This window comes from Aquimarina ulvae (genome assembly GCF_053613295.3).
In genome coordinates this window covers 226,930-249,680 of sequence record NZ_JBSIBP030000002.1, presented here as the reverse complement: position 1 = coordinate 249,680, position 22,751 = coordinate 226,930, and the positions used below count along the sequence as shown (strand labels likewise).

Annotated in this window: 26 protein-coding genes; 23 read left to right on the top strand and 3 right to left on the bottom strand. The window is 36.2% G+C overall.

Features of this window, described 5'->3' with window-relative positions; translation table 11 throughout:
- The first annotated feature begins 438 nt into the window (after nt 1-438).
- From ACWGOQ_RS04730 to ACWGOQ_RS04660, 15 genes are all read left to right on the top strand, one after another.
- Nucleotides 439-783, top strand: coding sequence for a single-stranded DNA-binding protein (locus ACWGOQ_RS04730; protein WP_380032780.1), 345 nt, complete (start codon nt 439-441; stop codon nt 781-783).
- A gap of 78 nt (nt 784-861) precedes the next feature.
- On the top strand, nt 862-1,242 hold the full coding sequence (locus tag ACWGOQ_RS04725) for a DUF6876 family protein (RefSeq protein WP_380032782.1): 381 nt from the start codon (nt 862-864) through the stop codon (nt 1,240-1,242).
- A 63-nt stretch (nt 1,243-1,305) separates the two neighbouring features.
- On the top strand, nt 1,306-1,452 hold the full coding sequence (locus tag ACWGOQ_RS04720; RefSeq protein WP_452056277.1) for a hypothetical protein: 147 nt from the start codon (nt 1,306-1,308) through the stop codon (nt 1,450-1,452).
- A gap of 431 nt (nt 1,453-1,883) precedes the next feature.
- Nucleotides 1,884-2,264 carry a BfmA/BtgA family mobilization protein gene (locus tag ACWGOQ_RS04715; RefSeq protein ID WP_380032784.1) on the top strand — a complete coding sequence of 127 codons (381 nt, stop codon included), beginning with the start codon at nt 1,884-1,886 and terminating at the stop codon, nt 2,262-2,264.
- A gap of 10 nt (nt 2,265-2,274) precedes the next feature.
- Nucleotides 2,275-3,306 carry a MobB family relaxase gene (gene mobB / locus ACWGOQ_RS04710; RefSeq protein WP_380032786.1) on the top strand — a complete coding sequence of 344 codons (1,032 nt, stop codon included), beginning with the start codon at nt 2,275-2,277 and terminating at the stop codon, nt 3,304-3,306.
- A gap of 5 nt (nt 3,307-3,311) precedes the next feature.
- On the top strand, nt 3,312-4,892 hold the full coding sequence (locus ACWGOQ_RS04705) for a type IV secretory system conjugative DNA transfer family protein (RefSeq protein ID WP_452056278.1): 1,581 nt from the start codon (nt 3,312-3,314) through the stop codon (nt 4,890-4,892).
- A 305-nt stretch (nt 4,893-5,197) separates the two neighbouring features.
- Nucleotides 5,198-5,500 carry a putative quinol monooxygenase gene (locus tag ACWGOQ_RS04700; RefSeq protein WP_452056279.1) on the top strand — a complete coding sequence of 101 codons (303 nt, stop codon included), beginning with the start codon at nt 5,198-5,200 and terminating at the stop codon, nt 5,498-5,500.
- Between the two features lie 67 nt (nt 5,501-5,567).
- A complete protein-coding gene (locus ACWGOQ_RS04695) occupies nt 5,568-6,440 on the top strand; it encodes a helix-turn-helix domain-containing protein (protein WP_452056280.1) in 873 nt (290 codons plus the stop codon).
- A 273-nt stretch (nt 6,441-6,713) separates the two neighbouring features.
- The gene (locus ACWGOQ_RS04690) at nt 6,714-7,745 is read left to right on the top strand and encodes an aldo/keto reductase (protein WP_094996588.1); all 1,032 of its coding nucleotides are present in this window, start codon (nt 6,714-6,716) and stop codon (nt 7,743-7,745) included.
- A gap of 27 nt (nt 7,746-7,772) precedes the next feature.
- The gene (locus ACWGOQ_RS04685; protein WP_452056281.1) at nt 7,773-8,600 is read left to right on the top strand and encodes a dienelactone hydrolase family protein; all 828 of its coding nucleotides are present in this window, start codon (nt 7,773-7,775) and stop codon (nt 8,598-8,600) included.
- Nucleotides 8,601-8,606: 6 nt separating this feature from the next.
- The gene (locus ACWGOQ_RS04680; protein ID WP_452056282.1) at nt 8,607-9,086 is read left to right on the top strand and encodes a glutathione peroxidase; all 480 of its coding nucleotides are present in this window, start codon (nt 8,607-8,609) and stop codon (nt 9,084-9,086) included.
- Nucleotides 9,087-9,089: 3 nt separating this feature from the next.
- A complete protein-coding gene (locus ACWGOQ_RS04675; RefSeq protein ID WP_452056283.1) occupies nt 9,090-9,542 on the top strand; it encodes a MarR family winged helix-turn-helix transcriptional regulator in 453 nt (150 codons plus the stop codon).
- Between the two features lie 39 nt (nt 9,543-9,581).
- Complete coding sequence (locus ACWGOQ_RS04670; protein ID WP_452056284.1) at nt 9,582-9,908, top strand: hypothetical protein; 327 nt, start codon at nt 9,582-9,584, stop codon at nt 9,906-9,908.
- Nucleotides 9,909-9,918: 10 nt separating this feature from the next.
- Nucleotides 9,919-10,344: a DUF6526 family protein gene (locus tag ACWGOQ_RS04665; protein ID WP_452056285.1), complete on the top strand. Its 426-nt coding sequence runs from the start codon at nt 9,919-9,921 to the stop codon at nt 10,342-10,344.
- Nucleotides 10,345-11,104: 760 nt separating this feature from the next.
- The gene (locus ACWGOQ_RS04660) at nt 11,105-11,203 is read left to right on the top strand and encodes a LuxR C-terminal-related transcriptional regulator (protein WP_458202509.1); all 99 of its coding nucleotides are present in this window, start codon (nt 11,105-11,107) and stop codon (nt 11,201-11,203) included.
- A gap of 178 nt (nt 11,204-11,381) precedes the next feature.
- Here the strand turns inward: ACWGOQ_RS04660 and ACWGOQ_RS04655 are convergent, their stop codons facing one another.
- The 3 genes from ACWGOQ_RS04655 to ACWGOQ_RS04645 form a co-directional block, all read right to left on the bottom strand.
- The gene (locus ACWGOQ_RS04655) at nt 11,382-12,647 is read right to left on the bottom strand and encodes an IS256 family transposase (RefSeq protein ID WP_452056286.1); all 1,266 of its coding nucleotides are present in this window, start codon (nt 12,645-12,647) and stop codon (nt 11,382-11,384) included.
- Between the two features lie 111 nt (nt 12,648-12,758).
- On the bottom strand, nt 12,759-13,493 hold the full coding sequence (locus ACWGOQ_RS04650; RefSeq protein ID WP_452056287.1) for a LytR/AlgR family response regulator transcription factor: 735 nt from the start codon (nt 13,491-13,493) through the stop codon (nt 12,759-12,761).
- Between the two features lie 77 nt (nt 13,494-13,570).
- Nucleotides 13,571-15,349 (bottom strand): histidine kinase, encoded by a 1,779-nt coding sequence (locus tag ACWGOQ_RS04645; RefSeq protein WP_452056288.1) that lies wholly within the window; start codon nt 15,347-15,349, stop codon nt 13,571-13,573.
- Nucleotides 15,350-15,501: 152 nt separating this feature from the next.
- Here ACWGOQ_RS04645 and ACWGOQ_RS04640 point away from each other — a divergent pair, with 152 nt between their 5' ends.
- From ACWGOQ_RS04640 to ACWGOQ_RS04605, 8 genes are all read left to right on the top strand, one after another.
- Entirely contained in the window at nt 15,502-16,065 is a 564-nt protein-coding gene (locus tag ACWGOQ_RS04640) for a hypothetical protein (protein WP_452056289.1), read from the top strand.
- A 215-nt stretch (nt 16,066-16,280) separates the two neighbouring features.
- Nucleotides 16,281-18,173: a GumC domain-containing protein gene (locus ACWGOQ_RS04635; protein ID WP_458202385.1), complete on the top strand. Its 1,893-nt coding sequence runs from the start codon at nt 16,281-16,283 to the stop codon at nt 18,171-18,173.
- A 366-nt stretch (nt 18,174-18,539) separates the two neighbouring features.
- Complete coding sequence (locus ACWGOQ_RS04630) at nt 18,540-19,043, top strand: RNA polymerase sigma factor (RefSeq protein WP_452056291.1); 504 nt, start codon at nt 18,540-18,542, stop codon at nt 19,041-19,043.
- Nucleotide 19,044: 1 nt separating this feature from the next.
- Nucleotides 19,045-19,695 carry a hypothetical protein gene (locus tag ACWGOQ_RS04625; RefSeq protein ID WP_452056292.1) on the top strand — a complete coding sequence of 217 codons (651 nt, stop codon included), beginning with the start codon at nt 19,045-19,047 and terminating at the stop codon, nt 19,693-19,695.
- A gap of 64 nt (nt 19,696-19,759) precedes the next feature.
- A complete protein-coding gene (locus tag ACWGOQ_RS04620; RefSeq protein ID WP_452056293.1) occupies nt 19,760-21,085 on the top strand; it encodes an alpha/beta hydrolase in 1,326 nt (441 codons plus the stop codon).
- A 22-nt stretch (nt 21,086-21,107) separates the two neighbouring features.
- The gene (locus ACWGOQ_RS04615) at nt 21,108-21,599 is read left to right on the top strand and encodes a DinB family protein (protein ID WP_452056294.1); all 492 of its coding nucleotides are present in this window, start codon (nt 21,108-21,110) and stop codon (nt 21,597-21,599) included.
- A 13-nt stretch (nt 21,600-21,612) separates the two neighbouring features.
- Entirely contained in the window at nt 21,613-21,792 is a 180-nt protein-coding gene (locus ACWGOQ_RS04610) for a hypothetical protein (protein ID WP_452056295.1), read from the top strand.
- 5 nt (nt 21,793-21,797) lie between these two features.
- Nucleotides 21,798-22,721: a TolB family protein gene (locus tag ACWGOQ_RS04605; RefSeq protein WP_452056296.1), complete on the top strand. Its 924-nt coding sequence runs from the start codon at nt 21,798-21,800 to the stop codon at nt 22,719-22,721.
- Nucleotides 22,722-22,751 lie beyond the last annotated feature (30 nt).

The window sequence follows — 22,751 nt, the reverse complement described above, 5'->3', positions numbered from 1 at the left end:
CTTGAGCCCTCACTCGAAAATCCTTAAAAACCGAACCGCTGCCTTACACATTTTAAGGGGTTTATAATGGATAATGCCTTTGTTGTTTTTCGGGGCGTCGAAAAACAGGCAGTACATAACCAATTCTAAATTAAACCCAGCCACTCATTTCGCTTAACTGATGGTACGCTCAAATCGCAACTGGCTTTAAAAGAATAGCTAATGCCCTAATGGAACTTGTCAAGACCATAGCAAGTTTTAGTGAAAAATAAGGTTTCTACTTCCTTGAAAACCCAAGGGTTTTACTACGTCGCAAACACACCTAATTTGTTCCCGAAAAGTCTTGACAAAACCCACTCTATCCATTGTGCGGTGCACAGAAGAAAAGAACAAACACCCCTTAAAATTTAATCTGTTTTAAATCAATAGGGGAAATATAAATCACTTAAATATTTTATTATGAGTACTATTAAAAATCACGTACAGTTAATTGGAAACGTTGGACAAGAGCCAACCATTACAAACCTTGAAAGCGGAAAAAAAGTAGCACGCTTTTCACTCGCCACCAATGAGTATTACAAAGATGCCAAAGGCGAAAAACAAACTGACACTAATTGGCATACGGTCGTTGCTTGGGGCAAGACTGCCGAAATTGTAGAGAAGTATGTTGTTAAAGGCAAAGAAGTTGGAATATCGGGAAAACTAAAGACCCGAAGCTACACAACTGATGCAGACGAACAACGCTATGTTACGGAAGTTGTAGCTGATGAAATTCTTTTACTTGGAAGCAAAGACGACAAGTAAATCTTAAAATGAAAGAGGGCGTAACAGTCGAAAGATGCGCCCTCTTTTTCATTATTCACACTTTAAATAATATGTACAATGAAAGCACAAGTTAACGAAATCAAAGAAGGATTGCAACATTTTCACGGAACGGAAATGTTCTATCAAATCCCATTATTAAGAACACGTTTTACAGACGGTTTAAAATACCTTGCTAACGTGGCAGATTGTTTTTGGCTCATTACAGACACGTCCGTAATCGCAAAAAGCCTGATGAACCGAAGCGAATTTATCACAATCGATTTTAAAAGATTGCCCGAAGAAAAACAAGATTTTTCGGGTTACGAAGCCGAGATAATTTACAGCGATGGCAATGACAATATTTTGGAAAAACAAGGGTATCGAGCAACCGATTTTCCGCTCGATGAACTTCGGTTATTTTTTGTGAATGATACGCTGATGTTACCAAGCGAATATTAAAATTTTGAAGCTATGGTATATATCAATTTTACAGACTTGAGCGAAGAAGCTCAAAATTGACTTTTGGAAAATTCCAAGGAAGATGTGAAACGAAAATTTGGGGATAGTATTCGCAAATACGTACAAGAAAATTATGGCTGTTATGAAACAATGATTGAAGAAGAAGCACTTCGGAATTTGTATTCTTACACCTATGTGTTTAACATATGAATTTCAAAATTAATTAGACGGACACCTCTAAAGTTTAGGGGTGTTTTTTTATGCGATTAATTCCATATCAAGAAAAAAACCGTATCTTTATTTCGCTGAAATTCAGCATTCAAATTAAAGTAGGGTTATCCACTTTTCGACTTTCGCCGATAGCCTTACACATCGAAAAATAACATATCGGAAAATTATTTTCCTAAAATGGCAATCGGTTTTTTCAACCGGATTGTATGGATTTTTGTCACGCTTGCGCGTGACGAAAAGGAATAGCAAGAGGGTAACACGCTGCGCGATGTTTCGGATTCCTTTTCGTTTTCAAATAGCTGATTATCAGCGATTTGAATATATTATAATTTCTTGACAATCAACGATTTGCGACAAACGGGCTGTTAACGCCCATTTTTAGGGATGATTTTGCGACAAATCGGCGAAATATGGACTCATTTATTGGAATTAGATTCAAAAAGGAAACTGCAAAACGTTTCCAAACGTTCTCACGCACTTACTTCAAATCGCACACCGAGGCGATGGCTACAATGCTCGATTTTTTCTTCTACAACGAAATCTCGCCAAAGGAAAAATTAGGACCGACTGGTCGAACTATCGAAGCCAAACTTTTAAAAAGAATCAATGCGGTTATTGCCATAATGCGAGACGTAGAAAAGACACAAACCAAACCTACGGTGGCTATGATTCAATCACTTTTTGAAACAGAAGAACCAGAAAAAAAACCGCTGATATTGGAAAAGAAATATGCGGAAGAAAAGAAAGAAGTGCGCTTTCGCGAAAAGCGAAACTTAAAGAACGAACTCTAATTTTTGAGCTATGTATATTACAATCACACCCCAAAAATTAGGGCCAAATTATTCTCAGAGTTCAGCCGATTTTGTTGGCTATTTAGAGAAAGAAAACGAAGGTTTAGAACAACAGGATATGGAACACTTTTTCAATCAATATGGCGACGAGATTTCCTCTGAAGAAGTGGTAAAAGAAATTGATGGAAACACAGCAAAATTGAAAAAGAAAGAACCTAAATTTTATTCGATAACGGTTAGTCCATCCAAATACGAATTGAGAAAATTACAGAACAATAGCCAAGATTTAAAAACATATACTCGTGAGCTAATGAAAAATTATGTTGCCAGTTTCAATCGAGAAATCAATGGGCGACTTATAACCATAGATGACATAAAGTATTACGCCAAAATTGAACATCAAAGAACTTTTAAGGGTACGGATTTTCAGATAAAAGAAAACCAACCATTTGCTTCAAAAATATTACAACTCAAAACGGATATTCGAAATATTCAAGAAGGACGAGCTGAAGGGAATATCAAAAAAGTAGAAAAGGAAATTGCCAAACTGGAACGCCAAGCGCCACATCAACAAAATGGAAAACGGATAGTTCAGGGAATGCCAAAGGCAGGAAACCAAAGCCACATTCATATCATCGTGAGCAGAAAAGATGCTTCAAATTCGGTCAGTCTTTCCCCAGGAAGTAAACACAAAGCTTCGGAAGTTGAGATGCACGGAAAAAAAATAAAGCGTGGTTTTGATAGAGATACCTTTTTCGCGAAAGCGGAAAAAACATTTGATAAGACGTTTGGATATAAGCGCAATTACGCAGAGACCTACAAAGCTAAAAAGACCTTTGTAAAGAACCCAAACCTATATTTTTCAGCCTTGATGAAGCTGCCAGCCAATGAAAAAGCATTAGCTTTTAAAATAATTACCAAATCAGGATTGCCCATAGTGCCAACCATTCCCGTAAGTCAGGCACAAATAGCACTTCGTGTTTTTAAGCGATTGAGACGTGGCGCAGAAGTGGCCATAAAATCGAGTTCCATCGGAATCTAATGATTATGCAGATAGATAATCTTATAACGATATTTTCAATTATTGGTTTGGCCAGTACCATTTTCTATGGGATGTTTCGAGTAAGCAGATTTGCTTTTCTTTTGAATGTTATACTGCTTTTTATGCTCGTATTCTATATGTCGGATGCAAATGAATTAGCATCGCTGATGCTATATCTGGTTTGTCCGCTAATATTAATTAATATAGGAATGTATGTGTTCCTGCATAAAACAGAAAGTCCAAAAAATGGCGATAGCAAATACCAAGTAAACTTTGCGACCACCAAAGGAAATTTTAAGTTGGACAACATCAAACGTGGTGCATCCATCATCGGTTCTGCGGGAAGTGGTAAGACTGAAAGTGTGGTTTATGGATTTCTAAAGCATTTTGAAAAAGAAGGCTTTTGCGGAATTATTCACGACTACAAAGATTTTGAATTGACCGAAATGGCATATCCGCTTTTCAAATGTAGCGATATCCCGTTTAAGGTCATTTCCTTTGATAAAATCATCCACAGGGTAAATCCTATCGCACCACGCTATTTAGAGAACGAGGAAAGCGTAAACGAGGTGTCAAGGGTATTGATTGAAAATCTTTTGGAACAAAGAGAATCGGGAACAACAGGAACTACAAAATTCTTCAATGATGCAGCTGAAGGTTTAATAGGTGGTTTGATTTGGAAACTGAAAACCGACTATCCTAAATACTGTACTTTACCACATTTGATAGCAATTTATCAATTGTTGGACACCGATAGCCTTATACAGTTTTTGGAAACCAACACCACATCGAGAGCAATGGCAGATGCTTTTATTAGCGGCAAGGATTCGGATAGACAGACAGCTGGTGTGAAAAGCACTTTGGCCAATGCGCTAAAACGAATTAGCACACAACGCATTTTTATGATATTATCCGCAGATGAAGTACCTCTCAATATTAATAGCGAAGATAATCCCGCAATCATTTCTGTTGTAAACAATCCAAAATATGAAACGTCCTATTCGCCAGTAATCGCTACCATTATCCACACCATTACCAAACAAATGAGCGTGCGTAATTCAAAACCATCATTCTTGCTGATGGAAGAAGCGCCCACTATTCGACTATTAAATATGCATCGTATTCCAGCAACCTTACGTAGTTATGATATTTCTACTATTTACGTGATGCAAGATAAAATCCAAAACGATATGATGTATGGCGACAAGGCAAGTAAAGCCATATTGAGTAATCTTTCCTATCAGTTTTTCGGAAAGGTTAATGACCCAGATACCGCCAAATATTACGAACGCTTTTTTGAAATTATCAAAGACCCAACCAAAAGTATTAGTCGTGGGCACAATCTGGATTTTGATACCCGAATCACGACAGGCGAAAAGGAAATCCCAAAGATTCGGGCGGACGTATTTTTCAGGTTGAAACAGGGCGAGTTTATCACTTATGCAGATAGTAAAGATAAAAAAGTGCAATTTAAATTAGCAAAAATAGAACGAGAAATTTTCAAAAAAACAAAGGAATATTCGTTGTTAGACTTAGAAGCCAATTTTGAACAGATTTATAAAGAAGCTAAATCTATTTTTGAGTAAGTGAATATATCAGTTTATGAAAAATGTTTTCGTATATAGTAAGAATATTAGCATTTTTTATCTTTGTAGTTATAAGTTGGATATAGTTATTAAAAATATCCAACCGTTACCCAACATTTGACAAAAACCAATAGTCAATAGACCTGTTCATTCTCAAAAGTAATCTCTTAAATATTAAGTTGAAAATAGATACTTTTTTTATTTGTCATAGAAAAAAATGTCCATCATTAATCCTAAACTGTCTATTTTAAGAAAGAAACCTTGGCTATAGCTTTGTAGTATTAGTAATCATTAAAAGAAAAATTATGAAATTCGCATTATTAGTAAGACTGCAAGCAAAAACAGGAAAAGAGCAAGACGTAGCAAACTTTATTACAAACGCGCTTCCTCTTGCGATTGATGAACCAGATACAATGACTTGGTATGCTATTAAAATTGACGCTTCTACTTTTGGTATCTTCGATACTTTCCCTCACGAGGAAGGAAGACAAGCACATTTAACAGGAAAAATTGCTAATGCACTTATGGCAAATGCTTCAGAATTATTAGCTGAAGATCCAACCATTGAAAAAGTGGACATATTAGCAGCAAAAACGCAAATGAGCTAATTTTAAATTTATAACTGAAGATTAAGTAACTTCACTTAATCTTCAGTTATTTAAATTATTTTTTAGAGTGATAAATAAAGCATCAACACTTATCAATGAGACCAATGGAGAACTAGCGTTTAAGCTATTTTCATTTAGTGACGATAGTAATTTTGACCATATACAAAGGCATAATTATTACTCTATTATACTTATTCTTAAAGGTGAGGCCAAGTTACAAATAGAACTCGAAAAATATACAATTGCCAATAAAACGGTTATTTGTATTTCACCATATCAGCCCTATTCCTTAAAGTCTATCAAAGCTATTTCTGGAATCGTGTTAAATTTTCATTCTGACTTCTTTTGTACTTATAAGCATCAAAACGAGATTGAAACAGAAGGCATCTTATTTCATAATATTTTTGGACCTTCCTTTTTCAATTTGCCAAATGAGCAAACACTTCTAAATATTATGACTCAAATGGAATTAGAAATTGCACAAGGCAAAATAGGACAACATGAATCCCTTGTATCTTATTTGAAGATATTTCTAATTTCAATCTTAAGGATAAAAAATTTAGATACAAATAGTGCAAAAATAGCATCTAAAGAAAATAGCAAACCTCAGATTTTACAATCGCTGATATATTCTATTGAAGCAAATTACAAGGAAAAACATACGCCCAAAGACTATTCTGAAGTTTTAAATATTTCTTCGAGTGTATTAAGTAAACTTGTTAAAGACTATTTTAACAAAACGTTAACCAAACTCATAGCACAGCGCATAGTTGTTGAAGCAAAAAGAGAACTATATCTTACATCAAAATCCGTAAAGGAAGTCGCTTTTTTACTGGGGTATGAAGATGAATATTATTTTAGCAGATTTTTTAAAAAACAAGTCGGCGTCTCCCCTAACATCTACCGTAAAACAGTCGGTTTTGCAAAGGCGGAACGTTAATCAAAAGCACATTACACCGTGGGTAATTAATTGCTGTTTAGACATTATTTACAAAAAGCAATGCATGTTCTTAATTCGGTTTTTATTTAGTAGTTTAGTTGCTTTAATGCCCAACTAAATCACATATGAGAACAGTTAGCAGTCAGTGTAACAGAAGCCACAGAAAAGTAAAAAATGAGAATCTAACTTTTTACAATATAAATCGCTTGCGATTTAATCTACAAAGATTTATATTTACATATTAATATTTGCAAAAATTAAAATTTTAATAAGATGAAGTATAATCAATTAGGAAATTCAGGGATTTTAGTTTCAGAACTGTGCTTGGGAACGATGAGTTTTGGAAGCAGTGGCTACTGGAGTGTAGTGGGGTCTCTAGATTATAAAGACAGTAAGAGATTGGTGGACATTGCTATAGATTCGGGTATCAACTATTTCGACTCGGCAGATGTGTACTCTCACGGTCAATCAGAAGAAATATTGGGAAAAGCAGTTAAAGACAAACGAAAGGACATGATCATCGCTACCAAAGTACGTGGCAGAATGAGTAAAGAAATTAATAATGTGGGGCTTTCCAGAAAACATATTATAGAGAGCTGCCACAATAGCTTAAAACGATTGGGCACAGACTATATTGACCACTACATCCTACACAGTTATGATCCCATCACTCCATTTGAAGAGACCATCTCTACCCTTGACGACCTCGTATCACAAGGAAAAATAAGATATTATGGAGTAAGTAATTTTCCAGCCTGGCAGCTAATGAAATTTATCAGTACCGCTGAAAAAAATCACTGGCAAAAACCAGTTTCATTGCAAGCCATCTATTCCCTTATTTCAAGAGATGTAGAATATGAATTGATGCCTCTTTGTTTGGATCAAAAATTGGCCTTTACCCCTTGGTCACCATTAGGTGGAGGATTTTTAACAGGTAAATACCGAAAAGACAAACCTATGCCTGAAGGAGCAAGAAGAACTAACGAAGAGCAGAATTTTATCCAAATAGACCCTGAAAAAGGTTATGCCTTGGTTGATGAGTTAGAAAAAATTGCTATTAAATATGATGCTACAGTTCCGCAAGCTGCACTCAACTACCTTTTGAGAAAAGATGGTGTAACCTCGGTACTTATTGGTGCTACCAAGCCACACCAATTAGAAGACAATATAAAAACCACTGACTGGAAAATGGAAGCTGAAGATGTAAAGAAGCTTGACGACTTAACCACACTTAACCCAATCTATCCACATTGGATGCTTCAATTTACTGCAAAGGACAGAACCAATGGCGAATTTTTCATGTAAACGTTAAAGCAACTAAATCTTATAAAGATGAAAAACACAAAAACATTCCTTTTATTTTTTCTTGCAATAACACTCAGTGCGACTTCTTTGACAGCACAAAGTAGAGACCAAGAAAAAAGTAAAATAAAAACTGAAGAGATTTCTTATAAAGACGGAGAGGTTAACCTTAAAGGTGTTGTTTATTACCCTGCAAAGCAAAAAGGCAAACAACCGGCAATTTTAGTAGTGCCAGAGTGGTGGGGTCTTAATGAATATGTAAAGAGCCGTGCCAAAATGCTGGCTGAACTTGGGTATGTAGCTTTTGCAGTAGATATGTACGGAAATGGTTTGGTGGTAGATAACCCAACCGATGCCCAGGCAAATGCCGGAAGTTTCTATAGCGACCCTAATCTGATAAAAAGTAGAATGCAGGCTGCCTACAATACCGTTACTCAACTCGAACAGGTAAATGCTGCTAAGGTAAGCTCTATTGGCTATTGCTTTGGAGGAACGGTTTCATTATTTGCGGCTAGTTTGGGGGTTCCTTTAGAAACAGTGGTGAGTTTTCACGGTGGGTTAACAGGATTTCAGGCTAGTCCTGCCATGCAAAATACCGAGGTTTTAATATGTCATGGGGCAAGTGATTCTTTTGTACCTCAAGCTGATATCGATAATTTTCATGAACAGATGAAAAAAAATAAAATAACCTATCAGTTTAAATCTTATGAAAACGCTACACACGCATTTACCAACAAAGAATCAACTGAGGTTGGAGAAAAATTCAACATCCCAATTTCCTATAATGAGGAAGCAGACAAAGCTTCTTGGAAAGACATGAAGGTATTTTTTAAGATGTATTTCCCAACAAACAAATAGAGTACTATGGATTCAGATATTTTTAAATTTGAAGTCAAAAAACTCAATGGGGAAAGTATTTCTTTAAAAGAGTTTGAAGGTAAAACTATTGTAATTGTAAACACGGCCAGCAAGTGTGGCTTAACTCCCCAATATAAGGGATTGGAATATTTGTATAAAAAACACAAAAACAAAGGATTGGTTATCTTAGGTTTTCCGTGCAACCAATTTGGTCAACAAGAAAAAGGGACAGCCGAGGAGATTAGTGAGTTTTGCGAAATTAATTATGGTGTAAGTTTCCCCATGTTTGACAAAGTGGAAGTGAACGGAACTAACGCACACCCTTTATTTAAGTATTTGAAATCCAAACTTAGAGGGGTTTTTGGCAGTAACATCAAATGGAATTTTACGAAATTTATAATTGATAAAAACGGAAATCCTGTGAAAAGATTTGCTCCTACAACTAAGCCTGAAAAAATGGAAGGTTACCTTCAAAAAATTATTTAAAAAATGAATGAAGAACCAAGTCTGGAATTAGAGAATCAATATTGTTTCCCCATTTATGCAGCTTCCAGAGTTGTAACAAAACTTTATACACCCCTTCTCAATAAGTTGGGGCTTACCTACCCGCAGTACTTAACTTTATTAGTGCTTTGGCAATACCACAACCTAACAGTCAATGAAATTGGGGATAAATTAATATTGGAGTCAAACACTTTAACTCCATTATTAAAAAGGTTGGAAAACATGGAGTTAATAACTCGGAAACGCTCCTCTATTGATGAACGTGTGGTAGAAATTAGCCTTACAAAGAAAGGCGTAGAATTAAAACAGCAGGCAAATATCATCCCAGAAAAATTGGCTTGTTCAATAGGTACTTTGGGTATAGACCAAGAAGAAATGGAAAAAATGAAACGAACCTTGCAGAAGCTCATGGCCATTTCAGTACAAAAAAATAGATAGTGAAGAATCAGTAAATTACATTCTAAAAAATTAAAATTTATGGAAATTTCAAACAATAAAAAATGGTATCATTATGTAGCTGCATTTTTTGCGGGTATGTTTCTTGCCAATGCTATTCCGCATCTGGTAAATGGGATATCCGGTGACCCATTCCCTACACCATTTGCAGACCCACCTGGAAAAGGCTTGTCTGCACCTTGGGTCAATGTATTGTGGTCATTTTTTAATATAATAGTGGGTTACTTCTTATTCCAATATGCAAAGATTACAATCAAAAATAAATTGTCATTAATCATCTTTATTATAGGAGCCTTGGTTATTTCAATCATGCTGAGCATTGTGTTCTTAGATAAAGTAAAACTTTAAATCATCAACTATGCAAAATTTTAAAAATCACACTCGTTATTATCCACTTCATCATTTTATTTTATCACCCCTAACCTTAATCGGGGTGATATTGAGTATTGTATTGTTGTTTTCTGACTATGGCCTCACTGAAAAAATATTTTTTTTGGTGGTAGCACTCAGTGTTTTTCTTACTTCATTGGTAGCACGTATGTATGCTACTAAAAATCAAGACAGAACCATAAGAGCAGAACTAAGGCTTCGCTACTATATTTTAACAGGTAAAAGATTTGAAACCTTAGAAAATAAATTAACTATGGGTCAAATAGTAGCCCTAAGATTTGCTTCAGATGAAGAGTTGCTTTCTTTGACAGAAAAAGCAGTTAATGAAAATATTAGCCCGAAAGCTATCAAAGAAAGTATTAAAAATTGGTTAGTTGATGAGCACAGAGTTTAACTACAATAGTCTAGAATGATACGAAATTATTGAAATGAATAATGGAAAAAGATTGAATTTGATGACGAGATTTTCGAAAAGAGAAGTTTAGAATATCAAATTACGGCAGAATTATAAACTGCAAATCCGATGAGTAATTTTCGGTAAAAAATATTTTATTAACGGATATCAAGTTTACAGTCAAACAGAAAAAGAACGGAAAACAGACAATCGAATAGAAAACCTAAAGTAGGAAACGAAAAGAGAAAAGGGACTTCATCAATTAGCCATCCAGATTGAGACGAAATTGTTAGAAAAAGGAGTGAAAATATTGGTAAATTGAACGCAGGAAAAGTGAAGATTATCAAACGTCAATTAATAAATTGAAAAAAAATTGGCTAAGTATGATTGCGAAACGTTTTGGAGTTTCTGATATGCAAATCCACAGAATAAAGACGGGCGAAAATTGGAGTTCTATAACCGAATAAAAAAAGTAGGGTAACAAAGAACTGGGTTAAAAGTTCAATTAAATTCATATATAATTCTACATTTGAATGTCTCAAGATTAAAGAAAAAAACGATGCTAATATTTTCAATACTGATTCTTTGTATCATGTTGCTTTTTCAAGCAGGTAAATTTTCTTTTTTTTAAGAGTGAGGTAAATAAAGAACGTTTGATTGCTATAATTGCAATAGCATTTTCCTTATAGGTGTTTTTTTGAATAAGAAAAGTTTTCAAGTAAATATTATTGGTCACGACAATATTATTGACAATTAGAAAATAAAAGAACTGAAAATTTCGAATAAAGAGTACGATGTTTTAATTGCTTTAAGTGAAGATTTAACCAACAAGCAAATTGCTGATAAATTGTTTATTTAAGAAAGTACAGCAAAAAAACATGTGTCTAAAGTTTATTCAAAGCTTAAAGATGGGAATGATAAAAAAGTGTAGTTTGAATTGTTAAAAATTGAGAGACAGCTTCCGCTGGAATCGTATAAATTTTCTCAGGCAGATTTATCGGCTAATTTTGAAAGGGTATACGATGAGGGTCTGTAAATTAAACTCTGTCCGTTGTTTCAATTCCTTTGGGTCTAGCCCCAAAGGAATTGGCGTTTAATGCCAGTGGTATCCTATCTCCAAATTTAATATAAAGTTGTTGAACGGTCAGGCTCCAATTATGCAAGGGGCTTGTCCATTTCTTCTCGATATTCTTTGTAGCGAGGTAGACCAGTTTGAGCAGGGCCATATCGCTTGTGAAGGCCCCCTTGGTCTTGGTGACCTTGCGCACTTGACGGTGGAAGCCTTCAACGGCATTGGTGGTGTAGATGATTTTCCTGATCGGTTCGGTGTACTGGAAGTACTGTGATAACTGTTCCCAGTTCCGTTGCCAACTCTCGATCACCACAGGGTATTTGTCGCCCCATTTTTCCTCTAGATCCAATAATCTGTCTTCTGCTACTTCCTTGCTGGTGGCGCGGTAGACCAGTTTTAGGTCGCGTATGAACTCCTTTTGGTCCTTGGAGGCAATGTATTTGAGCGAATTGCGTATTTGGTGTACGATACAGAGCTGCACCTGTGCCTTGGGGAACACGCTCAATATCGCATCGGTAAAGCCTCTAAGATTATCGGTACACGCAATCATTATATCCTTCAGGCCTCGGTTGTTCAGGTCGGTGAGTACCTGCAACCAAAAGTTGGCACCCTCGCTCTCGGAGATGTACATGCCCAATATCTCTTTACATCCTTCCTTGTTGATGCCAAGGATGTTGTAAAGAGCCTTATGGATGATCTTACCGTCCACTTTTACTTTATAGTGCATCGCATCCAGCCACACGATACAATAGAGTGGTTCCAATGGGCGGTTCTGCCACGCTTTTACATCGGGTATGATCTTATCGGTTATCTGGCCCAGAACGGTATGGGAAATATCGGTATCGTACATTTCCCTGATATGCGAGGAGATGTCCCGGTAGCTCATGCCGAGGCCGTAAAGTCCTATTATCTTGTCCGAAAGGTTGTCCGCCAGAATGGTCTGGCGTTTTTTTACCAGTTCGGGCTCGAAGCTGCTCTGCCTGTCCTGGGGAGTTTCGATATCGAAAGTGCCGAAACCGCTCTTGATGGTCTTCTTTCCCTTGCCGTTGCGCTTATTGCCGATACTGCGCTCGGATTCGTCGAGATGGCCTTCCATCTCCGCCTCAAGGGCCTTTTCAATGACATTTTTCAGCATCGGGGCGAATGCGCCGTCCTTGCCGAACAGGTTCTTGCCCGACATGAACTGGTCAAGCACCTTTTTATCGAATTCTGTTTGTTCTTCTTTTCTCATGATTCTGTCTGAATAAAATTAATGTTTAAATTTATTTCAGACAGAGTTCAGTTTACACCCTCTACGATGAAGTGAGTTCTCTATTTAAATCCTGGGACTATCCAAACATTTTTAATTAAAAAGGCTCAAAAAGTCTTCTTTTCGTCGCACCGCAATGGGTACCTGATTGTTGTTGGCCATTGTAATGTGCGCTTGCTTGCCTTTGTGAAAGGCTTTCACCATTTCCATATTTATAAGATGCGATTTGTGGCATTTAAAGAACCGCTTGTCATCCAAAAGATTCTCGTAGAACTTAATTGGTTTGCTGACGAGATACTTTCTGTCTTTAGTATAGATATGCGTGTAATTGCCATCGGCCTTAAAATGGACTATATCAGCAACCGCCGTGGTTTCAAAACCCTCTACGGATGCAATGGTCAATCGCTTGGGCTGTTCTTGCTTTATGTTTTCCAATAAATGTCTTAAATGACTGTTCTGTACTTTTGGTTGAATTTCTTCAGTCAGACGTTTGATAGTTTCATTGAATTCATCAAAATCTATGGGCTTCATCAAATAGTCGAAGGCACTGAACTTAAAAGCCTTAATCGCATAGTTGTCAAAAGCTGTGGTAAAAACAGTTTTAAAAGAAATATGTTTTAGCTGTCGTAAAAAGTCAAAGCCTGTTTTATCATCAATTTCAATATCCAAAAAAACCAAGTCTAAAGGTTTGGTTTCCGCGATTTTTAGTGCATCATCAACGGTATTACAGGTTGCAACAATATTAAAAATACCAGGCTTTCTATCAATTAGGTGTAAGAGCCTATTGATACAATGTTTTTCATCATCTACAATTAAGGTGTTAAACATAGCAATGTTAAATTAAAATTGGTTAAATATAGAAAAGTAAGATAGTAAAATATTGCTACCCATAACCAAGCTAAGAACTATGCAATTTCCAAAGGCAGCGTCACAGTCACTTTTGTGCCCACCTCTTTATCTTCAATGTGCACCGAACCGTTAGTTCCTTTTGTTTTAGTCAGTATCGCTATTCTATTTTGGGTGATGGAAACACCCATAGAACTTTTTTTATACTGACTTGGTTTTGTTTTACTTGCCGTGCGACCACTACCGTTGTCCTCTACCGCACATATCAATTCGTTGTGTTGCGATGAAAATGATATGTGGATTTTGCCACCTTTTTTTGTTTTAGTTAACCCGTGAACAATGCTATTTTCTACAAATGGTTGCAGCAACATCGGTGGTAACAATACTTCATCTGTATCGAGGTTATCGGAAACTGTAATATCAAACTCAAAGGCCTTTTCAAAACGCTTCTGCTCAATGGCTAAATAGGTGCTGAGCAACTCAATATCCTCTTCCAAAGTGATAAGCTGCTTATCCGAATTTTCAAGGGTCATTCGCATTAAGCGAGCAAACATTCCGAGGTAATCACTAGCTGCTAGAGTTTCGTTATTCAAAATATAGTCACCAATCGAATTGAGACTGTTGAAAATGAAATGCGGATTCATCTGCGCGCGTAGTGCTTTTAGTTCCACTTCCGCCACATTGGCATTGAACTCAGCCTCTTTTTTGGCCGTATCCGATTTCTGCTTACGTCTGTAAAATACAAATGCCAGTAATGAAGCCAAAACGATAGCACCACCACTTACCAACAATACGTTTTTAATGTTTCGTTGACGTTCCGCTTCCGCGAAAGCGAGTGCTTCCCGTTTATCTGCTTCGTACTGAATTTCTTTTCTCGATATTTCTACCTTTCGGTCAGCGCTAACTAAGCTATCATTGAGAATATTGGCAGCCTTATAATTTTTCAAAGCCTTTTGATAGTCACCTTTCTTTTCCTGGATAGTCGCCAAGGTTTGCAGTGACTTGGTTTCAGTATATAAATTGTTTAAGGATTTTATTGCGTTCAGGCTTTCTGTGGCATAATATTCCGCATTATCCAAATCGTTGCTGTGCATATAAGCTTCGGCGGCGTTTACATAGGCTGGTACTCGTACCATTTCAAGGTCGAGTGAATCAATCATTCGTAAACTTCTTGAAGTATAAGTCAGCCCTTCATTTAGTCTTCCAGCCTGAGCTTGAACCAATCCAAGATTACTGCTAACATTTGCAATTTGTAATATATCACCTGTTTGCTCTGCTTCTTTAATGGAAGCTTTAAAATAGTATACTGCGGAATCTGTCTGCTGACGTAGTCCAAAGATGTTCCCAATATTTGAAAGCGTATTGCTCTTTCTTTGTGGGAATTTTAGCAATTTTCGAAAAATCGGTAAGGCTTGGTCAAAATCCTCTTGTTCATAGTGTATCAACCCCATATTGGTCAACAGCGAGACTTGATAGCGGTTCAAGGATGGGTCTTCTTCCGAGACGCTATATGCCGCTTGATAGTAATCTAATGCTCTTAAAGGGTCGGATAAAAAGTAGTGATAGACTACACCAACATTGTTATTTGCAAGTAAAATACCCTTTGTGTATTTTAACTCTTCTGCCAAGGATAACGTTTTTTGTGTGTAAGAAAGCCAAGTAGTATCGGCAGGTGTCAACAGCATTTTTTTTGCCGCATAGTTCTGTCTAAGATTGACCAAAACAGTATCTATGCCCTTATAGTTTTCAACGAGCCGTTGTATTGAATCAGCCTCTTTCTGTTGCGAATAACCTAAATTACAAAGGCATACTAAAATAAGGGTAAATCGTATTCTCATTAAAATTTGGTTTGGTATCGTAAAATAACCATTTAAAAACGGTAATACAATTTACAGCAGACGTTAAGCCCTTGAATAGCTACGATAATACATTTTCTATGGATTTTACAATGATAAAAGTGCATCTTTAACTTTGACAAAAATAAAAGTCTATGAAACGTCTTATTCCCATTCTATTCTCAATTTTACTGGTCGCCTGTAGTAGCGACGATGATTCAGACTCAAATGATGATGATAACGCTGTATTGACCGATTCGTTCATCACGGCGAAAATAAACGGAAATGATTTTGAGGCAGTACCTGTCGATAGAGGTGTGCCAACTATTTCGGCAGAACTTGTTCAAAATGAAGCTTTTTTTACATTTACCGTTGCTGGTATTGACCTAGGTGCGGAAATTACTCAAGGAGAAGCTATTGCTTTTTCCCTAGCGGGAACAAGTTTTGACCTTGTTACAGAAGGCGTTCAGATTAACAATCCGATAACCAACCCATTGGCATTACAATTTGCAGGAGGGTATTCATCCAATGGAACTGAGGGTGAAAATTTTGATTTTGATACGGACGGTAGCTCGGGATTTTTAAGAATCGATATGATTGATAGACAGGAAGGGATAATATCTGGGGCGTTTGAATTTGAAGTGGAAAATTCGGATACTGGCGAAGTATTTCAAATCACTAATGGCATTTTCAATAATATTAGTTATGTTGTCAATTAATTTTTTTGTGTCCAATGTACTTAATTCAAATTTAAACCTACACCGATAACTTTATTTCATCTATGCTGACCAAAAGAGTTTTATGCTTGTTCATTTTTACTTTTAGTACCGTCTTATCGACTGCCCAGAATTGTAATAATTTGGTAGAATGGATGAACTTAGTAAAACAAGAATATCCGGAAGCTAATTCTTTGCGATATGTGAACCGCGTAAAGATGCAAAAACTCGCCACCAACTATTTCTCAAAGGCTTACTTTGAACCTTATCGCGGAAAAGCCTACGCACAGCTTTCCCAAAAGACGTTGGTCAAGGATTTTAGAAAAATTCAAGTCTGCTTTGCTAAGGGTAATTATAGAAGTGACCCACACTACAATTGGGCGTTCCAAAATATCATTTACAATAACTATTTAACATACGGTAATCCAAATTTTGTCAATCAAATAGCGACGGTCGACGCCAAACGTGACGAACTTAAAAATGAATTGAATAGAGCGTCAAAGAGTAGTATTTCTAAAACGGAATTACAACGGTTAAAGCAGCGATTGGTAACTGATTATGCCGTGCTGCTCGATAGCGAGTTAAAACAAGCCAGTAATGAAATCGATGCGTTTATTGCCATCAAAGCAGATGAACAACTCAATGAAATTTTCACTTCTATCGAGAAATTAACCAATGAAAAACAGTCGCTTTCCGGACTTACAGCGTTAAAAAAACAAGCAGCGCAATTGTTGCCCGAAGCATCTAAGCCAAAACAAAACGAGTTTCAATCGCAATTCAATGCTAAGTCAAAGGCTATATTACAAAATGCCATAGATTCAGATTTGAGCTCAGTCAATCAGAATTCTAGTATTGCCCAAATCAACCAAAAAATAGTTCATTTTAAGCAGGACTACGGGTCGTTCCCTAATAATATTGAAGTAAGAAAAGGTGAGGAAAAGCTGGTTTCACAAAAAGAGAAATTGGTCAATGCTCAAATCAACACCATAGAAGGTCAAATCGCTCAAGCAGATAATACCAGTTTCCCACGTTTAAAAAATAAATATATGAGCTATCTGCCACAACAATCCAGTAAATATCAAAAACTGAATTCACTGTTTGCCTCACGAAAAAAGCAACTGGTGGAACAACAAAGGTTGGCAAAACAGCAGAAGAAACTCGATGGAAGTAAAGAGCGCATCGCCTTCTTAGAAGCCAATGGCAAAGACGAGGGTTCGATGCAGTTTAAAACTTTGGGACTGAACAATGCCTCATTTTTTGATTATATCTACCGTGGTCATTTTGAGAATATTGAATTGGATGTGAATGATAGTCATTTCTTGATGATTCTTAGTGGATACTTGAACACCTTTGGCAGTCTTTGTCCAGATCAGCTTCCAGAGGACAAAGTAGAGATTATGACGGAGGAATGCTCTCGCGAAAATGTAACTACTAATGGCTACGGTGTTGAAGTTAATAGGTATTGTATCGCTTGGCGAACCGTGGGTACAGGTATCTTTGCAGACCCTAAACTATACTCGGCAAAGATGCGTTTGGTAGCGCAGCAGGATCAAAACGCATTGCGAACGGTTATTGACATGTACACCAATCCCAATGCCTTGGGCAATTCAGTTGACCAGATTCATAAAGCCAAGGCATTGCAGAGCGATATGTCCAATTTTTTTCGCTTTAATGCTTGTGATTCCAAAAGTGTAGCGCAGTTTGCTACAAATCTTTTAGCCTTCGCCAATCAAAAGCAACCCGTGCGTTTAAAAGGAATGAGTATGTATGAAAAAATCAAGATTTTAGGTGGCCCAGCCGGTGACCAGAATTATACTAAACTGCTTAATGACATAGTTAGTAATCAATCCAGAACTTGGGCAATGAACAAGTATACTACCAATAGTATCAGTAACGTTCGCGAGTTTAAGTCGGCAGACCAAACCCAAATAGTCACATTAAAAGCCAATTATAGTTTTAGCAGTTTGTTAGGAAAACAAACAGGTGGTGTAGTCGTTAAATTTAAAAATGGATTACCAGATTGTATTTACTTTTCAGACTATCCAGAGGCTTGTAAAAAACCAAACAGCTCATTAGTAGCCAAATATGTTATGGGTAAGTATAGTAAGTAGTTGAAGTGATACCGTGAGGAGTCAAAAAGGCGCTTCAGTTACAATTGATAACACAGTGGATATACCCTTTACTATTCAACAATTAAGAACAGTTCTTTTGATAAATATAAATGCTAACTATCCCAATTTATCCTTTAATGGGTGATTAGTATGGTATCCTTCACCATTCGCTTTTCATTTCTGGAAATGAAATAACTAAGCTTTGAAAACTTCCACAGGTATTAAAGCAATTTTCTCACGCTGATTTGGATGCTAATTATGAAAGTGTTTATGAAGAAGCACAGTCAATTTTTAAAAATTAAACCAGAACAACTGTAATTATCAAGTCGTTATTTTAACCTACTTTGTAACCAAAGCCAGACTCTATTGAAAGATACTGCCCAAACGGAGCAAGAATTTTCAAAGCGTGTTCAGGAATCACAAGGAATTATACATAAAGTAAGTAGGATGTATTGTGATAACGAAGAACATCGAAAAGACTTGTTTCAAGAAATATTGATACAACTATGGAAATCCTATAAGTCATTTCGAGGGGATTCCAAATTTTCTACATGGATGTATCGTGTAGCTATAAATGTTGCCATTCAGGATTTACGAAAGACCAAAAAGAAACAACAACTTTTTTTTCAAACCAATCAATTTAAAGATATATCTGAAGAAAAGAATATTGATATTCAAGATGAAAAATTCAAATTGATGCATGCAGCCATCGCTGATTTAAACAAAGTCGAAAAGGCTATTGTTATGCTACACTTAGATGAAAAATCTAATGAAGAAATAGCCGATATTATTGGGATTACACAAAACTATGTCCGTGTGAAAATGAACAGAATAAAAGCAAAGCTTTCAAAAAAATTAAAAAATAAATAGAATGGAACTATTGGAATTAAAATCAGTTTGGGATGTGATAGTTGAAGATACTATTACAAAAAATAATGTGGACGAATCTATGGTAGAAGAATCCATCAAAAAAGATTCAAAATCGGTATTGGCGAAAATAAGAAGAGTGATGTACGTGAAGTTTTCACTTGGTGGTCTTTCTTTGATTCTTTGTGTAGCAATGCTTATAGGTTCGTTCATAAACCCTGAAAAATTTCTGTTCTACGAAAGTATTTTTGATTTGACTGACAACCGTATATTCTTGGCAACGGCAATCGTTTTTCTTTCTGCTATGCTATCTTGGAACTTTAAGGCATTCCAAGAAATTAAACATTTTGAAACCAAAACAACAAACGTAAAAGAATCTTTGGTAAGGTTCATAAACATTATGGGGCGCGCTATAAAGCTCAACGTCTATTCTGGTGCGGTATTCAATTCAATAGCATTCGGTTGGATATGCTACTTAGCAAACAACAAAAAAGATTTTGTTGAAGGAACTTTTCAAATAACATTGATGGTCACTTTAGCAATTGTTTTAGGTGCAGTTGTTTTTTATTACATGTCACAATATGAGCAAAAAGTCAAGTTCGGCAACTATCTGGACCAACTAAAAGCATTTTTAAAAGACCTTCAGGAAAAATAAATCTGTAAAAGTGTAATTATAACATCTCTTCTGTAACATACTGTATAAACAAAACAATGTTACAATGAAAGATTCGACAAAATTTAGGAATCTAAAGCCAATTCAAAAAGTTGGTAGTATTATAATGCTACTAGCTGGGTTGATGGTTATTCTCAAAATCACAACATTACTTCCAAAAAGTGAATATACAACCGATGACGTTAGAAATTATATCTTTTTATTTGGTGCTTTATTGTACTTCATACCAAGGATATTGAATCTTTTTTTGGGTTCAAAATCAAAAGCGATGGCAATTACGGCACTATGCTTTTTAGGAAGTCAAACTATTTTAGCACAGGATTACTCTAAACAAATAAAAGCTTTTGAAAAAAGCTTTTCTGAGAAATCTGTTGCCCCTTTACAGGCATATGTGAGCCCAACGTTGAAGTTTGACCCAATTCCTGTGGCAAACACACCAGCGATACTCAAAAATATTGTTTCCAATCTTCCTAAACTAAACTCAATGGCTATTTTGGAAAGTTCCAAAGGCAAAGCAAAAGTAAAGTATGACTTTGTGGGGTTAGGTGTTCGCGAATCTCATGTATATTTTGATGGTGAAGGTAAATTTACACGGATTGAACTTATCGAGAACCTGATAAAACAGGAAATGGAAGCACAAAAGAAGATGAAAGCCAGTGTACAAGTTCCTAACCCTGGAACTTTGGGCGAGAAATACGAACCAGAAAAAGTAGAATTCAATGCCGCAGATGGTCTTTTGGTAACAGGAAACCTTTATGATATAGGAAAAGACAAACCAACAATACTATTGTGTCATCAAGCCGGCTATAACCGTTTTGAATATGCTGACATCGCACCAAAACTCAATGAGATGGGCTACAACTGTCTTGCTATTGACCAACGCTCTGGTGGAAATTTTGCAGAGAAATCCAATACAACTGCTGAAAGAGCAAAAAAGAATGGATTGAAAAATGAGATGGTAGATGCGCAACAAGATATCAAAGCGGCTATTGATTTCTTAAATAAAAAATACAACCAAAAGATAATTCTCTGGGGAAGTTCATATTCGTCTAGTTTGGCATTGTTAGAAGGTGTTTCAAATGATAACGTAAAAGCTATCATTGCCTTTAGTCCAGGTGATTATTTTGGCGATGCTGCACCTTCATTAAAAACTGCTTTCGTGAAAACAGACAAGCCATTTTTGGTGACGTCTTCCAAAGAGGAGGCTACGGCATTGACTTCCTTGTTGGGAACGGCAAAACAAAATGATAATCAATCACAGTTTATTCCAAAATCTGACGGGTTTCACGGTTCAAAAGCATTATGGACGGGTCAAAAAGGGGCTGAGGAATATTGGAACGCGACTACGGCATTCCTTAAATCAATCGATTAAATAAACATTTAATTAACTAAGTATGAGTTTTACGCCTTCCGATGGGTTTCCCTATTACTACAATCTTACGAAATACAATGATTGTAAAAAACTCTATTCGTCTTTGTTAATCTTAGAATTCCTTGAAACAATAGACGAGGAAAAGGCAACCTATCGCTATGCAATTGATAAATGGAGCATTAAACAAGTGATAGGGCACATTACTGACCATGAAAGGATAAAAATTTCACGCGCTTTTCTGCTTAGCAGAAAACAAAAAGTACAGTTATGGGGTTATGACCAAAATTCCTTGGTACAAAATAGCCGTTTTGAAGAAATGACCATTCAGCAATTGATTTCTGACCTTCAGAACGTCAGAAAAGGAAGTATCAGCTTCATTAATGGGTTATCAAATAGTCAACTGAAAATAAAGGGAATGGCCAATGAGTTTGAAGTAACTCTAGAAGATTTTTTAAAATCAATCATCGGTCACGAGATGCATCACATTGATATTCTCAAAGAGAGATATTTTTGAAAAGATGAAGTTCATGAGTATTATATCCCGGCAAATGATAAAAGAGAATGTCAAAAAACGAAAAGGATGGATTGCTGTTGGGAACACACTTATTATTTCAGGTTTCCTATCTTTTAGCAGTCATCCAGATTGGGGCATTTGGTGCTCTGCTATCGGTTTTGTTATTACACTGGCAAGTCTTCTAAAAAAGTAATGATGATGAAAAACCTCGTAATTAAATTCTCAGTATTTGTTTTAATACTATTTCTAAGTGCTTGCAAAACAGAGAAATCTAACCCGAAAGAGGATAATTCTTCAACCAAAGAAAATTTTTATTTTGGTCAAAAACCGCCTGGTTTAACTCCTGAAGTTTTTGCTCCTGATATCGTTTCAATTGATGGAAGGTTTGAGGGTACCGTTTCGTTCTCTCCGGAGTTGACTGAAATGTATTTTGCAGCTGATAACAAAGACGAAGAAACATCTATCTATTTTTCAAAACTCGAAGATGATGAATGGACCCCCATAAAAAGAGTAGATTTTACTAATGGAGAAAAAAAGGAAGAAATGCATCCATTCGTTAGCCCTGATGGTAAGAGGATTTATTTCACGGCTATGGACTCTGCTTTTGTAGATGAAAAAATTTGGTATGTAAACCGTTTAGGGGATTCTTGGAGTGATGCAACCCTGCTTGATACACCAATAAATGAAGACCTTGTGTTTTTCCCGAATCAGGCCAAAAACGGTGACCTTTATTATTTCAATTTGTCAAAATTTAAAACGTATTATGCCCCCAATAAAAATGGTGCGTTTCCCGAAGTAGAAGAAGTTGCACTTGAATTTGGTCATCATGCTTTCATTTCACCATCTCAAGATTACTTGATAGTAACTGCACGCAGTAATCAAGAAAAGGGAAGAAAAGACAATGATATGTATGTATATTTTAAAGAGAAAGGCGGTACATGGACAAAACCCACAAATCTTGGAAATACCATAAACACTAGTTTTAATGAAAAAGGGCCAAGAATCACTCCGGATGGTAAGTATTTGTTTTTTGGCAGGGACGAAAGAGCTATAGAGCCTGGACTATCAAATATTTATTGGGTAAGCACGGATGTAATAGAAAAGTTAAGGCCAAAACAATGAAACCAGAGTTCATACTCATTCACAAAAGCA